Source organism: Luteolibacter sp. SL250, from assembly GCF_026625605.1.
Taxonomy (GTDB): Bacteria; Verrucomicrobiota; Verrucomicrobiia; order Verrucomicrobiales; family Akkermansiaceae; genus Luteolibacter.
Genome location: NZ_CP113054.1, coordinates 2,553,483 through 2,570,492 on the forward strand (window position 1 = coordinate 2,553,483; position 17,010 = coordinate 2,570,492).

Below are 17,010 nucleotides of genomic sequence, written 5' to 3' on the forward strand. Positions count from 1 at the left end.
CCTACCCTGTCCGCTGCGGCGGCCGGGGTCAGGATCAGGCCCGTGGGTGGGCCAGATAGCCCGTGGCGAAGGTCTCACCGCTTTCCCATCCCAAGTCATAGCACCGCTGCTGGGCCGCCCTGCCGCTGAACAGGCCGGGACGGTCCGTGGTGGTGGTGACGGGCAGCATGCGCTTGCCGGATTTCTCCATCACCTGCAGGTGCAGGCGGTGGATCTCCGCCGTGATGAGGAGGTGGCCGCGGGACAGCGTATCCGCGATGCGCGGGCGGAAGCCCGGCTGCTTCCACCGGTCCGCCACGGAGGGATGGTGGATGTGGTGGGTGATGATGGTATCGACCCGCGCATCCTCCGCGTAGTGGAGGAATGGGGAGCTGTTCGCCAGACCTCCGTCCCAGCATAGTTCGCCATCAACCTGCTGGGGGGAGACCAGACATGGGAAAGCGCAGCTCGCCAGGATGGCGGAGACGCTGTCCCCGGTGGTCAGGATCTCCGTGCGCAGCTTGTTCAGGTTCGCGACGGTGACGGACACTTCGCCGTGGCGGCACGCTTCCAGTACCGGGGCACGCTCCAGCAGCACGCGGGTGAGGTATTTCCGCGCGTCCCGCGCTGAGGTGAGGCCACTCACGCCCGGCCAGCAGAACATCATCGCGAAGCCCCGTGCGAAGCTCTTCAGCTCCCAGAAGCTCCACTTGAACTTCGGGTCGAAGATGATCGCCTTGATCTCCTCCGCGGTGAATCCGGCACCGAGCAGGGTGGCGATCATCGATCCGGATGACGCTCCGGCGAAGAACCCGGGCCTGATGCCATGATGGAGCAGCGCCGCTGCGAATCCCGCATGGGCGAAGAACCCGAAGTAGGAGGACTCCAGGCTGAGTGCGAGTCCCGGGGTGATGTCAGGCAGCGTTTCCGGCATGTTTCGGCTGGGAAAGGGATCTTGGAAGAAGGGAGGTGGCAGCCAGTCCACCCATCAGGCACCAGAACAGTCCACAGAGAAATCCTCCGAGGGAAATGAGGACGGAGGCCCCGGAGGAAGTCCTGCTCAGGGAGGCGAGCTGGTCGCGGAACAACTCCTCCCTCATGCCCAGTCCTCCGGGAGTCGCGGGCACGGTGGTGGCGGCCTCAATCACCGGCATGACGGTGTTGATTTCATGCAGTGTCACACCCGCATCGCAGCCCCGGGCGATGCACCAGAAGGTGGCGAAGTGGAGGGCCACCATCAGCACGCTTGCGGCCACCGCACCCAGCAGTTTCCACCCGGCTGGACGGAGCTGCTCGAAGCAGCCGGAAACATGCAGCATCCACTCCCGTGCGGGCATCCACCGTGGAAGCCACCGCCGGGCATTTTCCGTGCCGCAGAACCAGCAGAAGAGGAACAGCAGCGAGGAAAACACCAGATAACCCCAGAGGAAATGCACCGCCGCCTTGCCCGTGGGCGTCGCGGACAGAACCTCGCGGGCGGGGAAGGTGAGGAACAGGGCGGGCAGGATCAGCGAGACAAGCCCGCAGAGGCGGTCTGCGATGACGGACACCATCAGCCGGGAAGCGGATCCGGGAAACCGCCGGGTCAACATCAGAATCCGTGCCGCGTCACCACCGATGCCCCCGATCACAAAAGTACCGACGAACGAGCTGGCGAGAAAAACGCGGGCCAGCATCTTCCAGCCCGCCTGCACGCCCAGCAGGCGCAGGCAGATCCACCATCTCCACACATGCGCGGCGATGCTCGCCCCGGCGCAGATCACCCCCGCCATCATCCAGCCGGGATGGATGCTCTTCCATGCGGTCGCAAAGCTGCTGGAGAAATCAGGCCGTGACAGGACCCACCAGAGGATGGCCGCCGCGATGAGGATCTGGATGCCGAAAAACACCCGGCTGCCCCACTTTTTTCCTGCGCTTCCACTCATGGCCGGAGGGATCGGGTGGCGGGTGGTCGGACGGGCATGAACTTGGGAAACAGAATGAAGTGCTGGAAAGTCCGCGAAAGATGCCAGCCCGCCGAGGGTGGTCGCAAGCAGGATAAATGGGGGCGGATGCCGGCATGCCGGACGGGGGGGCGGAATCCGTTGGTGGGATCACTCGGGCAGGCCATCCAGCAACCAGACGCCGTTCACCTTCACCAGTTTCAGCTTCAACCGGTGCTTGTCGCCGCCGAAAGAGGAGGCCACCACCACGGTGGCGGTGTCCTCCTTGATGATCGCCGTTTCGGTCTTGAACGGTGCGGAGGGGATGTCCTGGGCGTTGAGCACCGGATCAGCATCCACCTCCTCCGAGTTCATGATCTTTGCATAGGCTTTCCTGAATTTGTCCGTCACCAGCTTCGACTTGGCCACCCACACCTTGGTGTCGCGGTTGGCGTCCACCTCCGCGACATATCCGGCGTAGAATTTCTCGGTCACGATGCCGGGGCCGTCATCCACACCGGCGGCGGAACTGGGGAGTTCCGCGAACAGGGTGAGGATGAGGCACAGCAGGATGGAGAACGGTTTCATGCTTCCGGACAGAAGAGCGGAAACAGATGGATGGGTCAATCCGGCGCTGTGGACGATCTCAGGAATTCGGTCCCCGCATGGAGGGATTCCACGGCGTGGCGATTTCCTGGAGCAGCGCCTTTGCCACCGGTGGCTTCAGCCCCGGTTGCATGGAAAGCAGGCGTGCCAGCAGACCGGCGGCGTGGGGCGCGGCGAAGCTGCTGCCGGTCTTCTTCGACCAGCGGCCATTTTTCCATGGCAGTTCCAGATCCACCCCGCGTGCGGCGAACTCCACCAGATGGGAGGCGAAGGGACCATGCGGCTGGTCCCAGCGGAAAAACAGATCGTCGCTCTCGGTCTTCGCCATGTTCACCGTGATGACGCTGGGAAAATGCCCGGGCCACTCCGCGCTGCGGAAGTCGTCGTTGTCACAGGCGCTCACCACATGCACGCCGCGGCGGTAAGCCGTGTCGATCCATGGTTTGAAATGTTCGATGCGGGTGATGTCCGCGCGGCTGCCGAAGCTGCAGTTGATGATGTGGTAGCCCAGATCCACGGCCAGCGCGGCGGCCTCACGGATGATCTGGAACTTGCTTCCCAGCCGCTGGTCCAGAACCCGGAAACTGCCGATCTGCGCTTCCGGGGCAATCCTGCGGATGACATGGGCGACGGCGGTGCCATGGCCGAAGAGATCGACGCCCCAGGCCGGGGAACGCTTGACGATGCCTTCCGTGGTCAGTTCGAAGGCGAGGTCATCGATGAGCCGAAGCCCGGCCATGGCGGGGTGGGTGAGTTCGATCCCGGAATCGATCACCGCGATCCTGATGCCCGCGCCGCGGCCGTTGGTGATGGCGTCGCGGGCGTCCTCGGGACTCAGCCAGTTGGAGCGGTGGTTCATGAGGATTCCATGCCCAGGGTGGAGCGGATGAGGCGGTCCTCGATCAACCGGCCCAGCAAGGATGCCGTGTCAGCCGGTGCGGCGGGGGATGGCACAGGTTCATCCTTTCCGTAGAACACCCGGCTCAGGACGGCGGCCGTCGTGCCGAAAACGATGACCGGGCTGGCCGCCATGGCGGAAATGGTGACACCACGCAGACGTTCGAGGTTGGTCCATTCCGCCGCCTGCAGATCATACGCGCCTTCGGTCGCGGAGCGCTGGCTTGCGGCCACACGGGCGACGAGGCCTTCCCCGCCGTCAGCCTGGGCGCGTGCAGAATCTCCGCTGGAACTCCATCCCACCACGTGGCCGGTGCCACCCATTCCCCAGAGGATGAGTTCCGCCCCGGGGGCTTCAGCCGACGCCCAGGCCAGGCAGCGCAGTGCGTGGGTGCCAAGGAACTGCGGGAGATGGTCCGCGCTGATCTCCGCGATCATGACGGAGAGTTTCGTTGTGAGCAGGGCGCCCGCCGCCTCCAGCGCCGGATCAGGGACGATGACGAGTCGGTTCATGGCGGGTCAGGCGGGTTGCACGCGGAAGATCCGTTCGGATGAGTTGCCGAGCAATATCTCCCCGGAATGCTCGAAGCGGAAGCCCCGGATGGCCTCCAGGGAGGAGAGGGCGGTGAAACTTTCCGTCGCAGCCACCGTTCCTGCGGGCATGGCGGCTGCGACGGCGGCGGCACGGAGGATGGAGGTGCCTTCGTGGGAATGGAAGTTCAGCACCGGATTGACCAACTGCACGAGCGGCCCCGCGTGGAGACAGACGGAGGGTCTGCCGAGGGTGCCGGACTCCCCGAGGGCCTGTAGCAGGTCGAAGCACACCACGGCGGCGGCATGGAGATCATCGAACAGGAAAAGATAGTCCGCGCCGAATCCCTGCCTTGCCAGGGGAGGATGCGCCGCGATGGCCAGTCGTGCGGCGATGGGACCGAGCACCGCTTTCTGGAACACGACCGGGCCTCCCTGGCCGAAGTTCGTATAGTCCGCGAAGTGGAAATGGAGCAGCGCCAGTACCTCCGACTTATCCTTTGCCTTCGCAAGTGCCCGGGGAAAGGGCACCGCATCCGCAGGAGCCTCCTTGTCCGGCACGGCATCCTCTTCCGGGGCGGCCGGACGGCGGGCGGAGACGTGGAGGTTTTTCCGCTGCCAGAAGGGCAGGGCGGTGGCTGAAAAATCCGCGCCCACCGCCAGTGCCTCCAACGTGAAGCCCAAGTGGTCCGCCCGCAGCGCGGCGCGGGCGGTCATCATCCGGTCGATGAAGCCTGGATCATCCTCGCCTTCCGAAGGTGGCTCCATCAGGGAAGAGGCTTGGTTGAGCAGGACGTGCAACCGGGCCGGATCCTCCCCAGCGGGGGCGACACCCATCGAGATATGCAGATCCAATCCCGCATCGCGGGCCGCTTCCAACAGGATGATGTCCCAGCGGGACTTCAGGCTGCCGAACACTTCGCGGATCCGCCGCTCGGCCAGCCAGCCTGAGAGCATCCCACGGACGGAGATGGCTTCTTCCTCTGTTGGCTCCAGGTCCGGTTGGCCGGAGAAGATGGCGATTCCACCGGAGGGGAAGCATACATCCAGATGATCCCTGCGGCCATGCAGCTTCAGGCATAGTTCACGGCACTGCCTGCGGGTGGAGGCCAGGTCGGCCAGACGTTTTTCCGCGCAGGCGAGGCGGGCGGCTTCCTCATACTGGTTCCGCGCTTCGCTTTCATTCCCCAGGATCAGATGGGCCTCGGCCCGGGTGGCGAGGGAATAGTAGTCCGCTCCCTCTCCCGCATGGATGAGAGTCCGCTCCGCGATTTCCTTCGCGGTCGCCGGATCGTCGAGCAACACGGAGATCGCCGCGGCGTTGATCCCGCAATAGGCGGCCCCGGCGGAGTCCCCGGCGGCTGATGCGGAGGAGAACCCGCTGGCATAGTTCGCAAGCGCCGCCTGCAGGTGTTGTGCACGTCCTTCGGGTGTTGTGGAACCTGCCGCCAGATCTTTCTCCACCCGCCCCAGAAGGCCGGATGTTTCGGCGGATGCGCCTTCTTCCGCCGCGAGTTTGTCCAGATGGCCGCGGGCCGCATCCAATGATCCCAGCACCGCCAGCGCACGGGCCATCTGTTGCACGATCCCGGCGCGCTCCGCTGGCTGGGTGGCAAGCACCGCCTCCGCGATGCCGATGGCCAGCAGGTGATCCCCGGAGCCGTTCGCTTGTTTCAACAGCGCCACCGCACCGGCTGGATCGTCCAGATACGGCTGCCTTCCGGCGAGCCAACTGGCGCGTGCCGTTCTGGATGGAGGAGGGGAACTCGGCACGGCTCCTTGATTTCTAACGGGAAACTCCCGGCCTCCACAAGTCCCGGGATTTGCAAAATGCGGGTTGATGTTTGCATTCCGCATCATGTTGTCAGCAAAGGTTTTATGAAAATCAGTGCCGTGGTGCGGGTTTGTCCATTGGCATCCGCATTGCTGGAGTAACCCGCTCAAAACCAAACCGATCCCACCATGCGTGACGTCATCATCCTCACCGACCGTTCCAATCTGGCTGCCAGTCTTGTCCGGGGCGAACCCGCCCCCCTCGGAGTCCGGTTGCCCGCGGAATGCGTCCCGGGTTCGAGGCTGGCGCTGAAGGTGAATCTCCGTGTCATCAGCGGGACCGCGTTCGCGATGTGGATCCTGCGGAAGGTGCGTTCCATTCCGGGAAGCCATCGCATTGAAATCAACGGGCGAATCATGCCCATGCAGATGCCGGAAGCCATCGACATCATCGCGGAGGAGCTGGTGAACGCCCGCCGTCCTCTGGATGTGGCGGCGTGAGGGATTGGAAGCCGGTAGACGGCGGCCGCACCGTTGCTCCGGACTGGGACCGCGGAATTCATTCCGCCCCAAAGCAACATGCCGGCAAAGCCAATGCCGGTCTGAAGACCGGCGCTCCCAGCAGCCAGCGAAACCAAGCGGAATGAATTCCGCGGTCCCAGTCGGGGGCTGCCCATTCCACCCTTCGCCCCGCTTGCATCCGTCCCAGAACCGGTTCTAATGGCGGCAGATGAATGAGCCTGCCGTCCGGAACGAACCGGTGAAGAAGAAGGAGATTTTCGGGTGGTGTTGCTTTGATTTCGCCAACTCCGCGTTTGTCACCGTGATCATCACGGTGATCTATTCGGTTTACTTCAAGGAAGAGGTGGCGAACAAAGCTCCTTGGTCGAATGCGGTGTGGGGATGGACTCTGAGCCTATCCCAGTGCGTGGTGATCCTCTTCGCTCCTCTTATCGGCGCCATCGCGGACCTGAAGGCCTGCAAGAAAAGCTTTCTCATGATTACGACCGTGGTTTGTTCGGTCGCAACCTGCGCCTTGTTCTTCGTTGGCAGCGGTGAGGTGGTACTTGCGGTTACGTTGGTGGCGATTGCTTACATCGCATTCTCGATGAGCGAGAACATTTGCTCCGGCTTTCTGCCTGAAATCAGCACGCCAGAAACGGCCGGTAAGATATCCGGCTACGGATGGAGTTTCGGGTATTTCGGGGGACTCATAAGTCTTGTCCTCGCGCTTGTAATCTACCAGAGTGGAGAAGGGCGAACTCCATGGACTTTCATCATGACTGGGGTCTTTTTCATGGCTGCTGCTCTCCCCACGCTGATACTGCTGAAGGAGCGCGCTATTCCACAATCCCTGCCGCCCGGCAGGAATCTATGGACTGCTAGTTGGCGGGAGAACGCGGAGTCCCTGCGTCGGTTGAGAAGTGGCGGGGCATTGGGCAAATTTTTCATCGCTCTCACCCTGTTCACTACGGGGCTATCGGCCGTGATTGCTTTTGCCTCCATCTATGCGGCCGAGGTGGTGGGAATGAAAAAAAATGAGATCATCGGCCTGTTTGTCGTGCTGCAACTCGCAGGTGCGGCGGGAGCATATGGTTTTGGTTTCTTGCAGGACCGGAAGGGGCCGAAATACTCACTGGTGATATCCCTCTGTCTGTGGATCGCAGTGTGCGTATGGGCGGCACTATGCCGGACGAAAGTCGAGTTCTACATCATCGGCGCGCTGGCAGGTGTCGCCATGGGTTCCCTCCAATCCGCCGGGCGGGCGGTGGTGGCCACGTTCACCCCGGAAGGGAAGAGCGGGGAATACTTCGGCTACTGGGGCTTCTTCACAAAGCTGGCGGCCGTCATCGGGCCTCCGGTCTTCGGCATGGCGGCCACCTTCTTCGGTGAGCGGATTGCCATTTTCGTGAACGCGGGTTTCTTCATCGCCGGTCTGGTGGTGCTCCTCCCGCTGGCCATCGACCGCCGGAAATCCACCACCCCTCCGGCCGGAGCATGAAGCTCGTCGTTTGCGCGAAGGCCGACCAAGGCCGCTTCATCGGGCTGCCCAGTGCGACCGGTTACGTCGTCTTCACCGCGGACGATGTGGACGCCATCCACCCCGGCGATATCCTATCCAATCCGACATGGGATGAGGAAAGTGTGCCTGCCCCGAACATCCGGAACCTGACCACCGACGAGCAGGTGAAGGTGCGGTTGGAGAAATGGGGCCTGTCCCTGCCGGAAGCCCGCGAGCTGCTCACGCAGGTCGATCCTTCGGCCATCAAGTGGCACCCACCGTGGCCGGGTGCCTGACGGTCCACGAACGTCTGATGTTTCGTCGGAAGGGATGCTGGGCATGCCGCGTATCCGACCGTTCATGAAAACCCGCCGGCTCCGCACCTTCCTCGCGCTTCTTCTGCTGGCTCCGGCGTTCTGCCATGCGCAGGAGACCTCCCTGAAGGCGGACATCCTCGTCTATGACTCCACACCGGGTGGCATCGTCGCGGCCATTGCCGCCGCGAAGGAGGGCCGCAGCGTCATCCTGATCACGGAGGACAAGCACCTCGGGGCGATGCGGACCAGCGGCCTGGCAATGTCCAACGCTGGGGATGAGAAGACGTTCGCAGGATTGGGCAGGGAGTTCCACGACCGCATCCACCGCTACTATCTGGGCAAGTATGGAGAGGATTCGGAACAGGTGAAACTGTGCCGCAAGGGCCTCCGCTTCGAGCCGCATGTGGCGGAGAAGATCTTCGAAGACTGGCTGGCGGAAACACCGTTGAAGGTGCTCCGGGAGGACCCCGTGGTTTCGCTGGAGAAAGAAGGCTGCCGCATCCTTTCCGTCACGACGGAGGGCAAGCGTCGCATCTCCGCCGCTGTCTTCATCGACGCCAGTTATGAAGGCGATCTCATCAAGTGGGCGGGTTGCTCATACCGTGTGGGGAGGGAGGCGAGCGCGGAGTATGACGAACCGCTCGCGGGTCTCCGCTATCCGCCGGAAAGAGTGGGGGAGGCGGATGGCAAGACGCAGCGCTACACCTTCCGCGTCTGCCTGACGGATGTGCCGGAGAACCGCGTTCCCATCACCCGGCCCGCGAACTACCACCGGGCCAGCTACGCGCCGGATGTCGCCCGCATCGAGCGCAAGCCGCCCGCCTCTCTTTCCGCGCTGCTTCCGCTGAACCTGCTGCCGAACCGCAAGACGGACTCCCGGACCGGCGAATGGATCGGCGGATCATGGGCATTCCCCGAGGCCAGCCGCGAGGAACGCGCCGTCATCTCCCGCGAGCACCGCGAATACAGCGAGGGATACCTCTGGTTCCTGCTGACCGATGCATCCGTGCCCGCCGCGATCAGGGAGGAGATGTCCCGGTGGGGCCATGCGAAGGATGAGTTCGCGGACAACGGGAACTTCCCCCACCACATCTACGTCCGGGAAGCCCGCCGTCTGGTGGGCGACTACGTGATGACACAGAAGGACGTCCAGGATGAGGCGTCACGGTTCAAGCCGGACTCCGTCGCGCTCGGCAGCTACCGGCTGGATGTCCACGACGTCCAGTATGTGGTCGGCAAGGATGGCGGAATCGTACCGGAAGGAAGCATGAAGGGCGGGATCTTCGTGAAACCCTACGAAATCCCTTACCGTGTCCTGCTGCCGAAGAAGTCGGAGGCCGTGAACCTCCTGGTGCCGGTCTGCGTCTCCGCCTCCCACATCGCCCTCTCCACCCTGAGGATGGAGCCGGTTTACATGATGCTCGGCCATGCTTCCGGCGTGGCCGCTTCCATGAGCATCGGCTCCGGAACCCCGCTGAATGATCTACCGGTTCAGCAACTCCAGGCGAAGCTGGTGGAGCAGAAGCAGATCATCAGCGCGAAAGGGTTCCACGAACCGGCGAAGAACATCGACCCGTGATGGGCAACGTCGCTCAGCGCTTCGTCGCCAGGATCAGGTTGGCGTTCCAAGCGTTGTAGTGGTAGCCGGAACCGAACGGGATGGACGTCGAAGGATTGGCGGCATAGGCGGCGCGCAGGTCCGCTTGCGCATGCTTCGCGAACAGCTCGATGGGGGCTTCATAGTTGCCGAAGTAACGGATGTTCCACTGGCCCTGGTCGAAATAGCGGAAGGGAATGCCAGAGTCGTCCTGCAGGATGGCGTTGGAGTTCGCGAGGTAGAAATTCCGCACCTTCGAGAAGCGGTCGTCATGCGTCAGGTAGGACGCCGCCTTGAAGTAGGTCACGCCTCTGCCTTGTGAAGCGACCCAGGACTGGTAGCTGCCGTTGAAGCCGCTGTTGGAAAGGTCGCCGGAGACGTAGGTCGCGCGGTGGCCGCTGCCGCGGGAGTCGTTGAATGTGATCTCAACCCCCGGCTTTCCGCCTGCGGAAACGGAGGACACGCCCGTGACCGTGCCGTTTGAAAGGGCGATGGTTCCCAGCAGGATGGGCGTCACACCGCGCAGCGCGCTGCGCTCCAGGTCGGACCGCATGTCCTTCGTGATGAAGTAGCCCACGCGGAGCTGGGTTTTCGTCGCTTCACGGTAGGCTGGCAAGGCTCCCAGCACTTCCTCCGCCGGCAGGTGTTCCAGTGGCGGAACTTCGCCCACGCCTTCGAGGCCGAGCAGGACATAGTTGGGCGTATCCGGGAACATGCCGCGCACATGGAGCAGGTCAGGTCCGCCGAACGGGTAGTGAACGACTGCCGGTGAGGGGAGGTTCTGTCCGGACCAGGTGTTCATCGCCGCGATCCGGCGGCTGGCCAGTTGCCTCCAGACGGCCCGCATCTCGCGCTGGTGCTCCAGGTAGTTGGTGGTGAGTTGGAGCCGGGAGAGGACCGCTCCGCGCTTCACCGGCTTGCCCGCCAGGAACAGGGCGATGTCATTGGCGCTGGCCTCGCCGCCCACTTCCCTGAACTCCGGCGGCGGATCTTCCAGATACTGGACTTTGCTCGTCTTCGGTTTTGAGGCGCAACCGGCAATGAAGGCGCAGGCGAGCAGGAGCAGGGCGTGGGAGCGTTTCATAGGTGGGATGGATCGATTTACTGGCTTGAAGGCAACTTCGTCCGCTTCAGGGGAAAATACAACAGCCATGCTAACAGAATGGTTCCAAGCCCTGCGAGGGTGGGGACGGGGGCCGCGATGAAGGAACGCACCATCACGAAACCCGTCATCGCCAGGAAGACAATCGGCGGCAGGGGGAACCACGGGCAGCGGAAGGCCCCCGGCACCGGCTTTCTGGTGGCGCGCAGGATGAAAACACCGGCCACGGTGAGGAAGGAACACAGCGTCAGGCCGAACTGGGTGTAGGTGAGCAACCGTTCGAAGTCCCCCACGCAGACGAAGACCAGGGCCAGCAGGAACTGGAAAAGGGTGGCCGCCACCGGGATGCCCTGTTGGTTGCGCCGCCCCAGCAGGCCGATGGCCGGGAAATCCTTGCCCATGACATTCAGCACCCGCGGTCCCGCCCAGATCAGCGCGCTCACCGTGGCAACCAGGCCCAGCGACAGCAGTCCGCTGAACCAGCGTGCCGCGCCTTCGCCGAAAAGGGACCCCGCGGCGACGAAGCCCACTTCGTTCACACCCTGCAGGGAGGAAAGGGGGGCCGCCCTCAGGAAGGCCATGTTCAGCAGCAGATAGAGGATGGTGACCAGAACCGTGCCCAGCAGCAGCGCCCGGGTGAGGGTACGGCGCACGTCGTCGATCTCATCCAGGATGTAGATCGCCGCATTCCAGCCGGAGTAGGCGTAGAAGACGAAAAGCAGGGCGATGGCATACGCGGGCTGGAGGATGATGGCCAGGTCTTCGGTGAGCTTCGGTTCCCACCGGACATCTCCCTTTCCGGGCAGTACGAACGAGGCGATGACGAAGCCGACGATGAGCGACAGCTTGAGGATTGTGGAGACCGTCTGGAGCCAGGCGCTCGACTTCAGGGTGATCAGGTGCCCCGCTGTCACCGCCACCAGCGCGGTGATGGAGACCGCCTTCGCCGGGAGCCAATCGACCGCGCTGTGGGCGTAGTTCCCCAGCGGGATGGCGGCCAGCGCCGTGGGCGCGGCGAAACCGATCACCGCGGAGATCAATCCCGCCGCCCAGCCCATCGAGGGGTGATAGAGGGTGGAGATGAAATGATACTCCCCACCGGAGCGGGGCAGGGCGCCACCCAGTTCCGCGTAGCAGAGGGCACCGCACAGCGCCAGCAGTCCGCCCAGGGCCCAGACCAGCATGAGCGCGGGGCCGGACGGGATGGGACCCACCTGGTAGCCCAGACTGGTGAAGACACCGGTGCCCACCATGCTGGCCACCACCAATGCTGCCGCAGGGACGGTCCGGATGCGGCGCTGGGCAGGTTCGTTCATTCCATCGCATTTTAGGCACCGCGCCCGCCCCGGGCAAGCTTCCGAAGCCCATCGGGCGGCGGATTCAGCGGGAATCGCGCGGCTACGTGGAAATCCGCCGGATCTTGCATGAAACAAAAGCACCTCTAGAGACTTGCGGACCCCGTCCCCCGCGCGTTGAATCCCGGCCCACAGGCATGTTTTTGCTCAAAAAGGTCTTCCAACTCCGGGATCACGTGAATCCGGACAATGAAAAGCCGTTCCTCGACCACCTCGAGGACCTGCGGGTCACGGTGTTCCGGATCGCCATCACGCTCATCATCTCGATGGTCGTCTGCTTCATGTTCCAGAAGCAGCTCATGGAGGTTCTCCAGCGGCCGATCTACAAGGTGCTGGAGGATACGGCGAAGGAACAGCTTGCCGGACCCCCGATCCCCATCTCCCCGGATCGCTGGGAAGCGGCGAAGGCGGCGGAGCATGCTGCGGGCAGCCTGCCCCCAGCGGAACGCGAGGTTTTCCTGCGTCATCTCAAGGACCCGGATCTGGAAAGGCATGCCCGCATCGCCGCCCTCCAGCGGGCCGCACTGACCCTTCCCAAGGACAAGAGGGACGCCTTCCTCAACGAAGTCACACCGGAGGTGAAGGTGCGGGAACAGGTGAAATTCCTCATCGAGCGGAAGCTCCAGCCGGAGGTGTCCGTGCGCGGGGACCTACGGATGATGTCCACCCTGAAGCCGACGGAATCCTTCATGCTGTCCATGAAGCTGGCGTTCTTCGCCGGTATCATCGTGGCGTTCCCGCTGTTGCTGACCTTCATCCTCCAGTTCATCCTGCCCGGCCTGCACCAGAATGAGAAAAAGGTGCTGTGGCCCGCGCTGGCGGTCGCGTTCGGGTTGTTCCTAGGCGGTGTCTGCTTCGCCTACTTCGTGGTGCTTCAGAAGGCGCTGGAGTTCTTCTACCAGTACAGCCTCTCGCTGGGTGTCGCGAACGAATGGCGGATCGGTGAATACATTTCCTTCGCCACCACCTTCACCCTGTTGTTCGGGGTCGCGTTCGAGCTGCCGGTCGTGGTCATGGTCATCGTGAAGCTGGGCCTTCTCAGCTACGGCACCATGAAGAAGACCCGCAGTTACGCCATCGTCGGCATCATGGTGCTGGCCGCGGTCCTCACGCCCACGCCGGACATCATCACGCTCTCGCTCATGGCGCTGCCGATGTATGTCCTCTATGAGATCTGCATCCTCCTGGCGTGGATGCTGGAGCGGAAGGAGAAGAAGGCCGAAGAAGCTGAGGCGAAGGAGCGCATGGAACGCCTGCTCCGCGACTACGAGGAGCACGAGGACATCCGCACCGCCCACAACGAGGAACACGCGGACCACGGTGACGACGGCTGGAAGGCGGAGGAAACCCCGGACCACGATCCCTACCACGACTACCACAGCCAGTATCACGACGAGACACCGGACACCGCCGAGCCTCCGAAGATCGACGAGCTCAAGGAGGACACCGACATCACCGACGAACCCGTCGATCCCGCTGCGGGTCCGCCGGACAGCATCCCCGAGGAGGAGGAACGCCGCCGCAACCAGGACTGATCCGTTCCACATCCCCATCCAGCGACTTCCATGACCGAACCGGCCAAAGCCACCGCCCGCTCGCCCTTCGCCGGCTGCGCGATCTTCATCTGTGTGGTTGTGATGATGGTCTTCCTCATCGTCATCTCCATCGTCACGTTTTTCCGGCAGTACAAGGAAATCGCCAAGTTCACCGATGAAAAGCCCGTGCCGGTGGAGGTGACCTCCATCGAAGACCGGGAAACTGACCTCAACCGTCTTGCTGAACGGTTGGAGGTTTTCCGACAGGATCTGGCGGACGAAAAGGACACCACCCTCTCACTTTCCGCGGATGATCTGAACACCTCGGTGGCGGTTTATGATTCGCTGAAGGATTTCCGTGGCACATTCCGGATCCTGGAGATCGGGGAGAAGGATCTCCGCATCGCCGCATCGTTTCCGCTCAACGGGATGCCACGGCTGGCGAAGGAAGGGGAATCCGGTGGGGTGACGACGGACCATCGCTACCTGAATGGAACCATCATCGCCCGTCCGGAGCTGTTCGAGGGGGAGCTGGTGCTCCAGATCTCGGATATCCAGGTGCCGGGAAAGACGGTGGTGAAGGAGTTCATCGAGCGCATGTCCCCCTACCGGGTGACCGAGCGATACAAGACGGACCCGGTTCTGGGCCCGACGATGAAGAAGCTCACCGGTGTGGAACTTGCGGACGGAAATCTCGTGCTGCGCCGCAAGGCCGGGGAGGTGATTTCCACCACCATCACGGACAAACAGGTGGATGCCGCCTCCAGCCGGTTGGTGAAATTCCTGGCGATCGGAGCGTCCCTGTTCCTCCTGTTTGTCGCCTGCATGCTGTTTCTCGGCTTGCGGAAGAAGCGGGAAATCGTTTGATTTCGGAGGTTCCGGGAAAAATTCGGGCCTGGTCCACCGTTTTCCTGTAGCACCCTTTCCTGCCATGAAACTGCCCGCCACCTGCGTCCTCATCGGCCTCTCCCTAGCCGCCTTCGGTCATTCGAAGGAAGCATCCGCCGGTCCTTCCACCCCGGGAGCCGCCTCGACTCCCGCGGTTCCAACCGCCCCTGCGACGGCACCACCAGCTCCCGCCGCACCGAAACCGGCGCCCAGCCCATCTTCCGAAACGGAGGCCCTTTCGACGAAAAACAAGCTGGAGGCGGAGCGGCTGACCGCTGAGACCAACACTCTGCGTGCGGAGATCACCCGACTGAAGATGGAGCGCGAGCTCATCACCGAGCGGCTCGCGCTGGACGCAGCCAAAAAGGCCGAGGCCGAACTCAAGGGAGAGGCGGACAAGGAGAAGCTCGCCAAGGAAGGCGAGATCGCCAAGCTCCGGGCGGACAAACTCACCAACGATCTCAAGGCCCTCCAGACCGAGGCCATGCTGGAGCTGACCAAACTCCAGAACGACATCTCGCTCTTCGAGACCACCGAGAAGCGGGCGAAGTTCGCCGATGCGAAGCCGGTGTATCTGGAGAAGCCGCTGCGCGACGACGGCGTGCTCGTCATCTCCGACCGGCGCATCCCTCTCAACGGGATGATCGTTCCGGCCACCGCGGACTACATCACCAGCCGGATCGACTACTGGAACAACAAGGACAAGAAGCTGCCGATCTTCATCGTCATCGATGACTGCCCCGGTGGTTCGGTCATGGCCGGCTACCGCATCCTGAAGTCGATGGAGGCCAGCGAGGCCCCCATCCACGTGGTGGTGAAATCATTCGCCGCCTCCATGGCCGCCTGCATCACCACGCTGGCGGAGGAATCCTACTGCTACCCGAACTCCCTGATCCTCCACCACCAGATCGCCTCGCAACTCATGTTCGCGAGGCTGAATCTCACCCAGCAGAAGGAGTTCTACCAGGACAGCCAGCGCTGGTGGGAACGCCTGGCCAGCCCGGTCGCGGCGAAGATGGGCATCTCCACGGATGAGTTCATCAAGGCCATGTATGAGAAGTCCTCCGGCGGCGACTGGAGCGAGTTCGGGGACAAGGCGAAGGAGTTGAAGTGGGTGAACAACATCCTCACCGGCATCGAGGAGACTTCGCTGAACAAGGATCCGGATGCGCAGGAGAAACCGAAACCCGCGGCCACCCCGGCGGCCTTCGAGGAAACCCTGGATGCCGATGGCAAGCCCTGCATGTTCCTGCCGCGCCTCAATCCCAAGGATGTCTATTTCCTCTACAACCCCGACGGCTACTACCGCGTGAGGTGAGCCGCGTATCCTTCTTTCCCAAAAACAGAAAGGGGCACCGCGATGGTGCCCCTTTTGCGTTGGGAGATGAATGCAGCGGTTACTCCGCGGAGTGTTTCCGGTGCCAGTCGGCGAAGACCTGCGGGGAGATCTCGGATGGCTTGATCTCGGAGCGTCCTCCCCAGAAGACGTTGGTGTAGGAAACGGGGATGCCGATGGACTCAAGGTGGCGGTCGATCGCGGCCTTGTGCTCCAGCACGCGCGGCTTTTCGGTGCCATGCACCACGCCCATGATGTTCACGTCGCCGAATTGCGGTCCACCCTCCCGCCAGTAGCAGTGGGTCATGCAGAAGTGGCGGCCGACCTCGGCCCCGGCTTCGATCTCGCGGCCCTTCGGCACCGCCCAGTGGAACAGTCCATTGAAGCGGGTGACCCGCTCACCGGTGGAGGATGGTTTTACGTGCTCCAGGAAAGTGGAGAACCGGCCGATGACCTTCTTCGCATTCAGCGTTTCGGCCACCTCGCAGAACCGTTCGATGGAGACACCGGCTTTCTCAGCCCGGCCGATCCACGGATCATAGACGACTTCATCAGGAGTGAGTTCCTCCTTGAGGCAAAGCAGCACGTTCCACTCCTCCGGAGTGAGTTCCACCGGGACGGTGGTCATCATCACGGCAGGTTCCTCCGCCTTGTCGCCGGGTTCCAGGCTTCTGCGGCGGACGTGTCCCACACCCAGGGCGAAGACGCCGTTCGCCGGCATCAGCAGATACTCGGTGGCACCGGTCAGGCGCTTGAGGGCATCCGCATGGAACTCCAGGGACTCGCCCACCGGCACCTTGAGCGTCGTCCACAGGCGGTAGCCGGATCCGGAAACCTCCGTGTCCGTCGAACGGATGACCACGTGGCCGGAGAAGGGATCCTCCTTCGACATGAAGTCAAAGGCGGCATTCAGTTTTTCCTCCGGCACTTTCCAGGCGACGAGGGCACCGTGGGCCAGTTTGGTGGAAAGCAGCGTCTGGCGCACCCGCCGGATCACGCCCGCCTCCAGCATGGCGCGGATGCGTTCGATGACCGTCGGCAGATCGACTCCGGATTTCTCCGCGATGACATGGAAAGGATGGCGGTGGAAACCCGCGATGAGATCCTCTGAAATGGCGAGGATCTTCGCGTTCACGGGATCGGAGTGTTCGGTGGGAATGGTATGCATGG

The 17,010-nt window shown here is 63.0% G+C and carries 16 protein-coding genes; 7 read left to right on the forward strand and 9 right to left on the reverse strand.

The annotated features are described in order from the left end of the window. Positions 1-34 precede the first annotated feature (34 nt). From OVA24_RS11220 to OVA24_RS11245, 6 genes are all read right to left on the reverse strand, one after another. A complete protein-coding gene (locus tag OVA24_RS11220) occupies positions 35-913 on the reverse strand; it encodes a patatin-like phospholipase family protein (protein WP_267669880.1) in 879 nt (292 codons plus the stop codon). Next, positions 894-1,904, reverse strand: coding sequence for a lysylphosphatidylglycerol synthase transmembrane domain-containing protein (locus OVA24_RS11225; protein ID WP_267669881.1), 1,011 nt, complete (start codon positions 1,902-1,904; stop codon positions 894-896). Before OVA24_RS11225 ends, OVA24_RS11220 begins: the two co-directional genes overlap by 20 nt. A gap of 168 nt (positions 1,905-2,072) precedes the next feature. Next, positions 2,073-2,489, reverse strand: a complete 417-nt coding sequence (locus OVA24_RS11230; RefSeq protein WP_267669882.1) for a DUF3828 domain-containing protein — start codon at positions 2,487-2,489, stop codon at positions 2,073-2,075. 58 nt (positions 2,490-2,547) lie between these two features. After that, positions 2,548-3,366, reverse strand: a complete 819-nt coding sequence (locus tag OVA24_RS11235; protein ID WP_267669883.1) for a S8 family serine peptidase — start codon at positions 3,364-3,366, stop codon at positions 2,548-2,550. After that, entirely contained in the window at positions 3,363-3,917 is a 555-nt protein-coding gene (locus tag OVA24_RS11240; protein WP_267669884.1) for a hypothetical protein, read from the reverse strand. The genes OVA24_RS11235 and OVA24_RS11240 overlap by 4 nt, the downstream gene beginning before the upstream one ends. A gap of 6 nt (positions 3,918-3,923) precedes the next feature. Next, on the reverse strand, positions 3,924-5,708 hold the full coding sequence (locus tag OVA24_RS11245) for a tetratricopeptide repeat-containing protein (protein ID WP_267669885.1): 1,785 nt from the start codon (positions 5,706-5,708) through the stop codon (positions 3,924-3,926). 189 nt (positions 5,709-5,897) lie between these two features. Between OVA24_RS11245 and OVA24_RS11250 the strand changes: the two genes are divergently transcribed. The 4 genes from OVA24_RS11250 to OVA24_RS11265 all read left to right on the forward strand — a co-directional run bounded on the left by OVA24_RS11250 (position 5,898) and on the right by OVA24_RS11265 (position 9,606). Continuing rightward, entirely contained in the window at positions 5,898-6,209 is a 312-nt protein-coding gene (locus OVA24_RS11250; protein WP_267669886.1) for a hypothetical protein, read from the forward strand. A gap of 322 nt (positions 6,210-6,531) precedes the next feature. Further along, positions 6,532-7,710, forward strand: a complete 1,179-nt coding sequence (locus OVA24_RS11255; RefSeq protein WP_324287855.1) for an MFS transporter — start codon at positions 6,532-6,534, stop codon at positions 7,708-7,710. Next, on the forward strand, positions 7,707-8,006 hold the full coding sequence (locus OVA24_RS11260) for a hypothetical protein (RefSeq protein ID WP_267669889.1): 300 nt from the start codon (positions 7,707-7,709) through the stop codon (positions 8,004-8,006). The genes OVA24_RS11255 and OVA24_RS11260 overlap by 4 nt, the downstream gene beginning before the upstream one ends. A gap of 64 nt (positions 8,007-8,070) precedes the next feature. Further along, positions 8,071-9,606: an FAD-dependent oxidoreductase gene (locus OVA24_RS11265; RefSeq protein ID WP_267669890.1), complete on the forward strand. Its 1,536-nt coding sequence runs from the start codon at positions 8,071-8,073 to the stop codon at positions 9,604-9,606. A 13-nt stretch (positions 9,607-9,619) separates the two neighbouring features. Here OVA24_RS11265 and OVA24_RS11270 read toward each other — a convergent pair whose 3' ends face one another. Both OVA24_RS11270 and OVA24_RS11275 read right to left on the reverse strand, forming a co-directional pair. Then, positions 9,620-10,708, reverse strand: coding sequence for a hypothetical protein (locus OVA24_RS11270; RefSeq protein ID WP_267669891.1), 1,089 nt, complete (start codon positions 10,706-10,708; stop codon positions 9,620-9,622). A 17-nt stretch (positions 10,709-10,725) separates the two neighbouring features. Continuing rightward, the gene (locus tag OVA24_RS11275; protein ID WP_267669892.1) at positions 10,726-12,042 is read right to left on the reverse strand and encodes an APC family permease; all 1,317 of its coding nucleotides are present in this window, start codon (positions 12,040-12,042) and stop codon (positions 10,726-10,728) included. A 176-nt stretch (positions 12,043-12,218) separates the two neighbouring features. On the opposite strand from OVA24_RS11275, the gene tatC reads away from it, so the two are divergent. From tatC to OVA24_RS11290, 3 genes are all read left to right on the forward strand, one after another. Next, the gene (gene tatC / locus OVA24_RS11280; RefSeq protein WP_267669894.1) at positions 12,219-13,616 is read left to right on the forward strand and encodes a twin-arginine translocase subunit TatC; all 1,398 of its coding nucleotides are present in this window, start codon (positions 12,219-12,221) and stop codon (positions 13,614-13,616) included. Positions 13,617-13,646: 30 nt separating this feature from the next. Next, the gene (locus OVA24_RS11285; RefSeq protein WP_267669895.1) at positions 13,647-14,483 is read left to right on the forward strand and encodes a hypothetical protein; all 837 of its coding nucleotides are present in this window, start codon (positions 13,647-13,649) and stop codon (positions 14,481-14,483) included. A gap of 64 nt (positions 14,484-14,547) precedes the next feature. Next, on the forward strand, positions 14,548-15,822 hold the full coding sequence (locus OVA24_RS11290) for an ATP-dependent Clp protease proteolytic subunit (RefSeq protein ID WP_267669896.1): 1,275 nt from the start codon (positions 14,548-14,550) through the stop codon (positions 15,820-15,822). Between the two features lie 79 nt (positions 15,823-15,901). On the opposite strand, the gene OVA24_RS11295 is transcribed toward OVA24_RS11290, so the two are convergent. Beyond that, positions 15,902-17,008 carry an Lrp/AsnC family transcriptional regulator gene (locus tag OVA24_RS11295; RefSeq protein ID WP_267669897.1) on the reverse strand — a complete coding sequence of 369 codons (1,107 nt, stop codon included), beginning with the start codon at positions 17,006-17,008 and terminating at the stop codon, positions 15,902-15,904. Positions 17,009-17,010: the final 2 nt, after the last annotated feature.

Coding starts and splice junctions, on each gene's coding strand:
- OVA24_RS11240 (WP_267669884.1), bottom strand. CDS start 3,917: ATGAACCGACTCGTCATCGTCCCTGATCCGGCGCTGGAGGCGGCGGGC.
- tatC (WP_267669894.1), top strand. CDS start 12,219: ATGTTTTTGCTCAAAAAGGTCTTCCAACTCCGGGATCACGTGAATCCG.
- OVA24_RS11235 (WP_267669883.1), bottom strand. CDS start 3,366: ATGAACCACCGCTCCAACTGGCTGAGTCCCGAGGACGCCCGCGACGCC.
- OVA24_RS11250 (WP_267669886.1), top strand. CDS start 5,898: ATGCGTGACGTCATCATCCTCACCGACCGTTCCAATCTGGCTGCCAGT.
- OVA24_RS11230 (WP_267669882.1), bottom strand. CDS start 2,489: ATGAAACCGTTCTCCATCCTGCTGTGCCTCATCCTCACCCTGTTCGCG.
- OVA24_RS11220 (WP_267669880.1), bottom strand. CDS start 913: ATGCCGGAAACGCTGCCTGACATCACCCCGGGACTCGCACTCAGCCTG.
- OVA24_RS11270 (WP_267669891.1), bottom strand. CDS start 10,708: ATGAAACGCTCCCACGCCCTGCTCCTGCTCGCCTGCGCCTTCATTGCC.
- OVA24_RS11265 (WP_267669890.1), top strand. CDS start 8,071: ATGAAAACCCGCCGGCTCCGCACCTTCCTCGCGCTTCTTCTGCTGGCT.
- OVA24_RS11225 (WP_267669881.1), bottom strand. CDS start 1,904: ATGAGTGGAAGCGCAGGAAAAAAGTGGGGCAGCCGGGTGTTTTTCGGC.
- OVA24_RS11260 (WP_267669889.1), top strand. CDS start 7,707: ATGAAGCTCGTCGTTTGCGCGAAGGCCGACCAAGGCCGCTTCATCGGG.
- OVA24_RS11285 (WP_267669895.1), top strand. CDS start 13,647: ATGACCGAACCGGCCAAAGCCACCGCCCGCTCGCCCTTCGCCGGCTGC.
- OVA24_RS11295 (WP_267669897.1), bottom strand. CDS start 17,008: ATGCATACCATTCCCACCGAACACTCCGATCCCGTGAACGCGAAGATC.
- OVA24_RS11290 (WP_267669896.1), top strand. CDS start 14,548: ATGAAACTGCCCGCCACCTGCGTCCTCATCGGCCTCTCCCTAGCCGCC.
- OVA24_RS11275 (WP_267669892.1), bottom strand. CDS start 12,042: ATGAACGAACCTGCCCAGCGCCGCATCCGGACCGTCCCTGCGGCAGCA.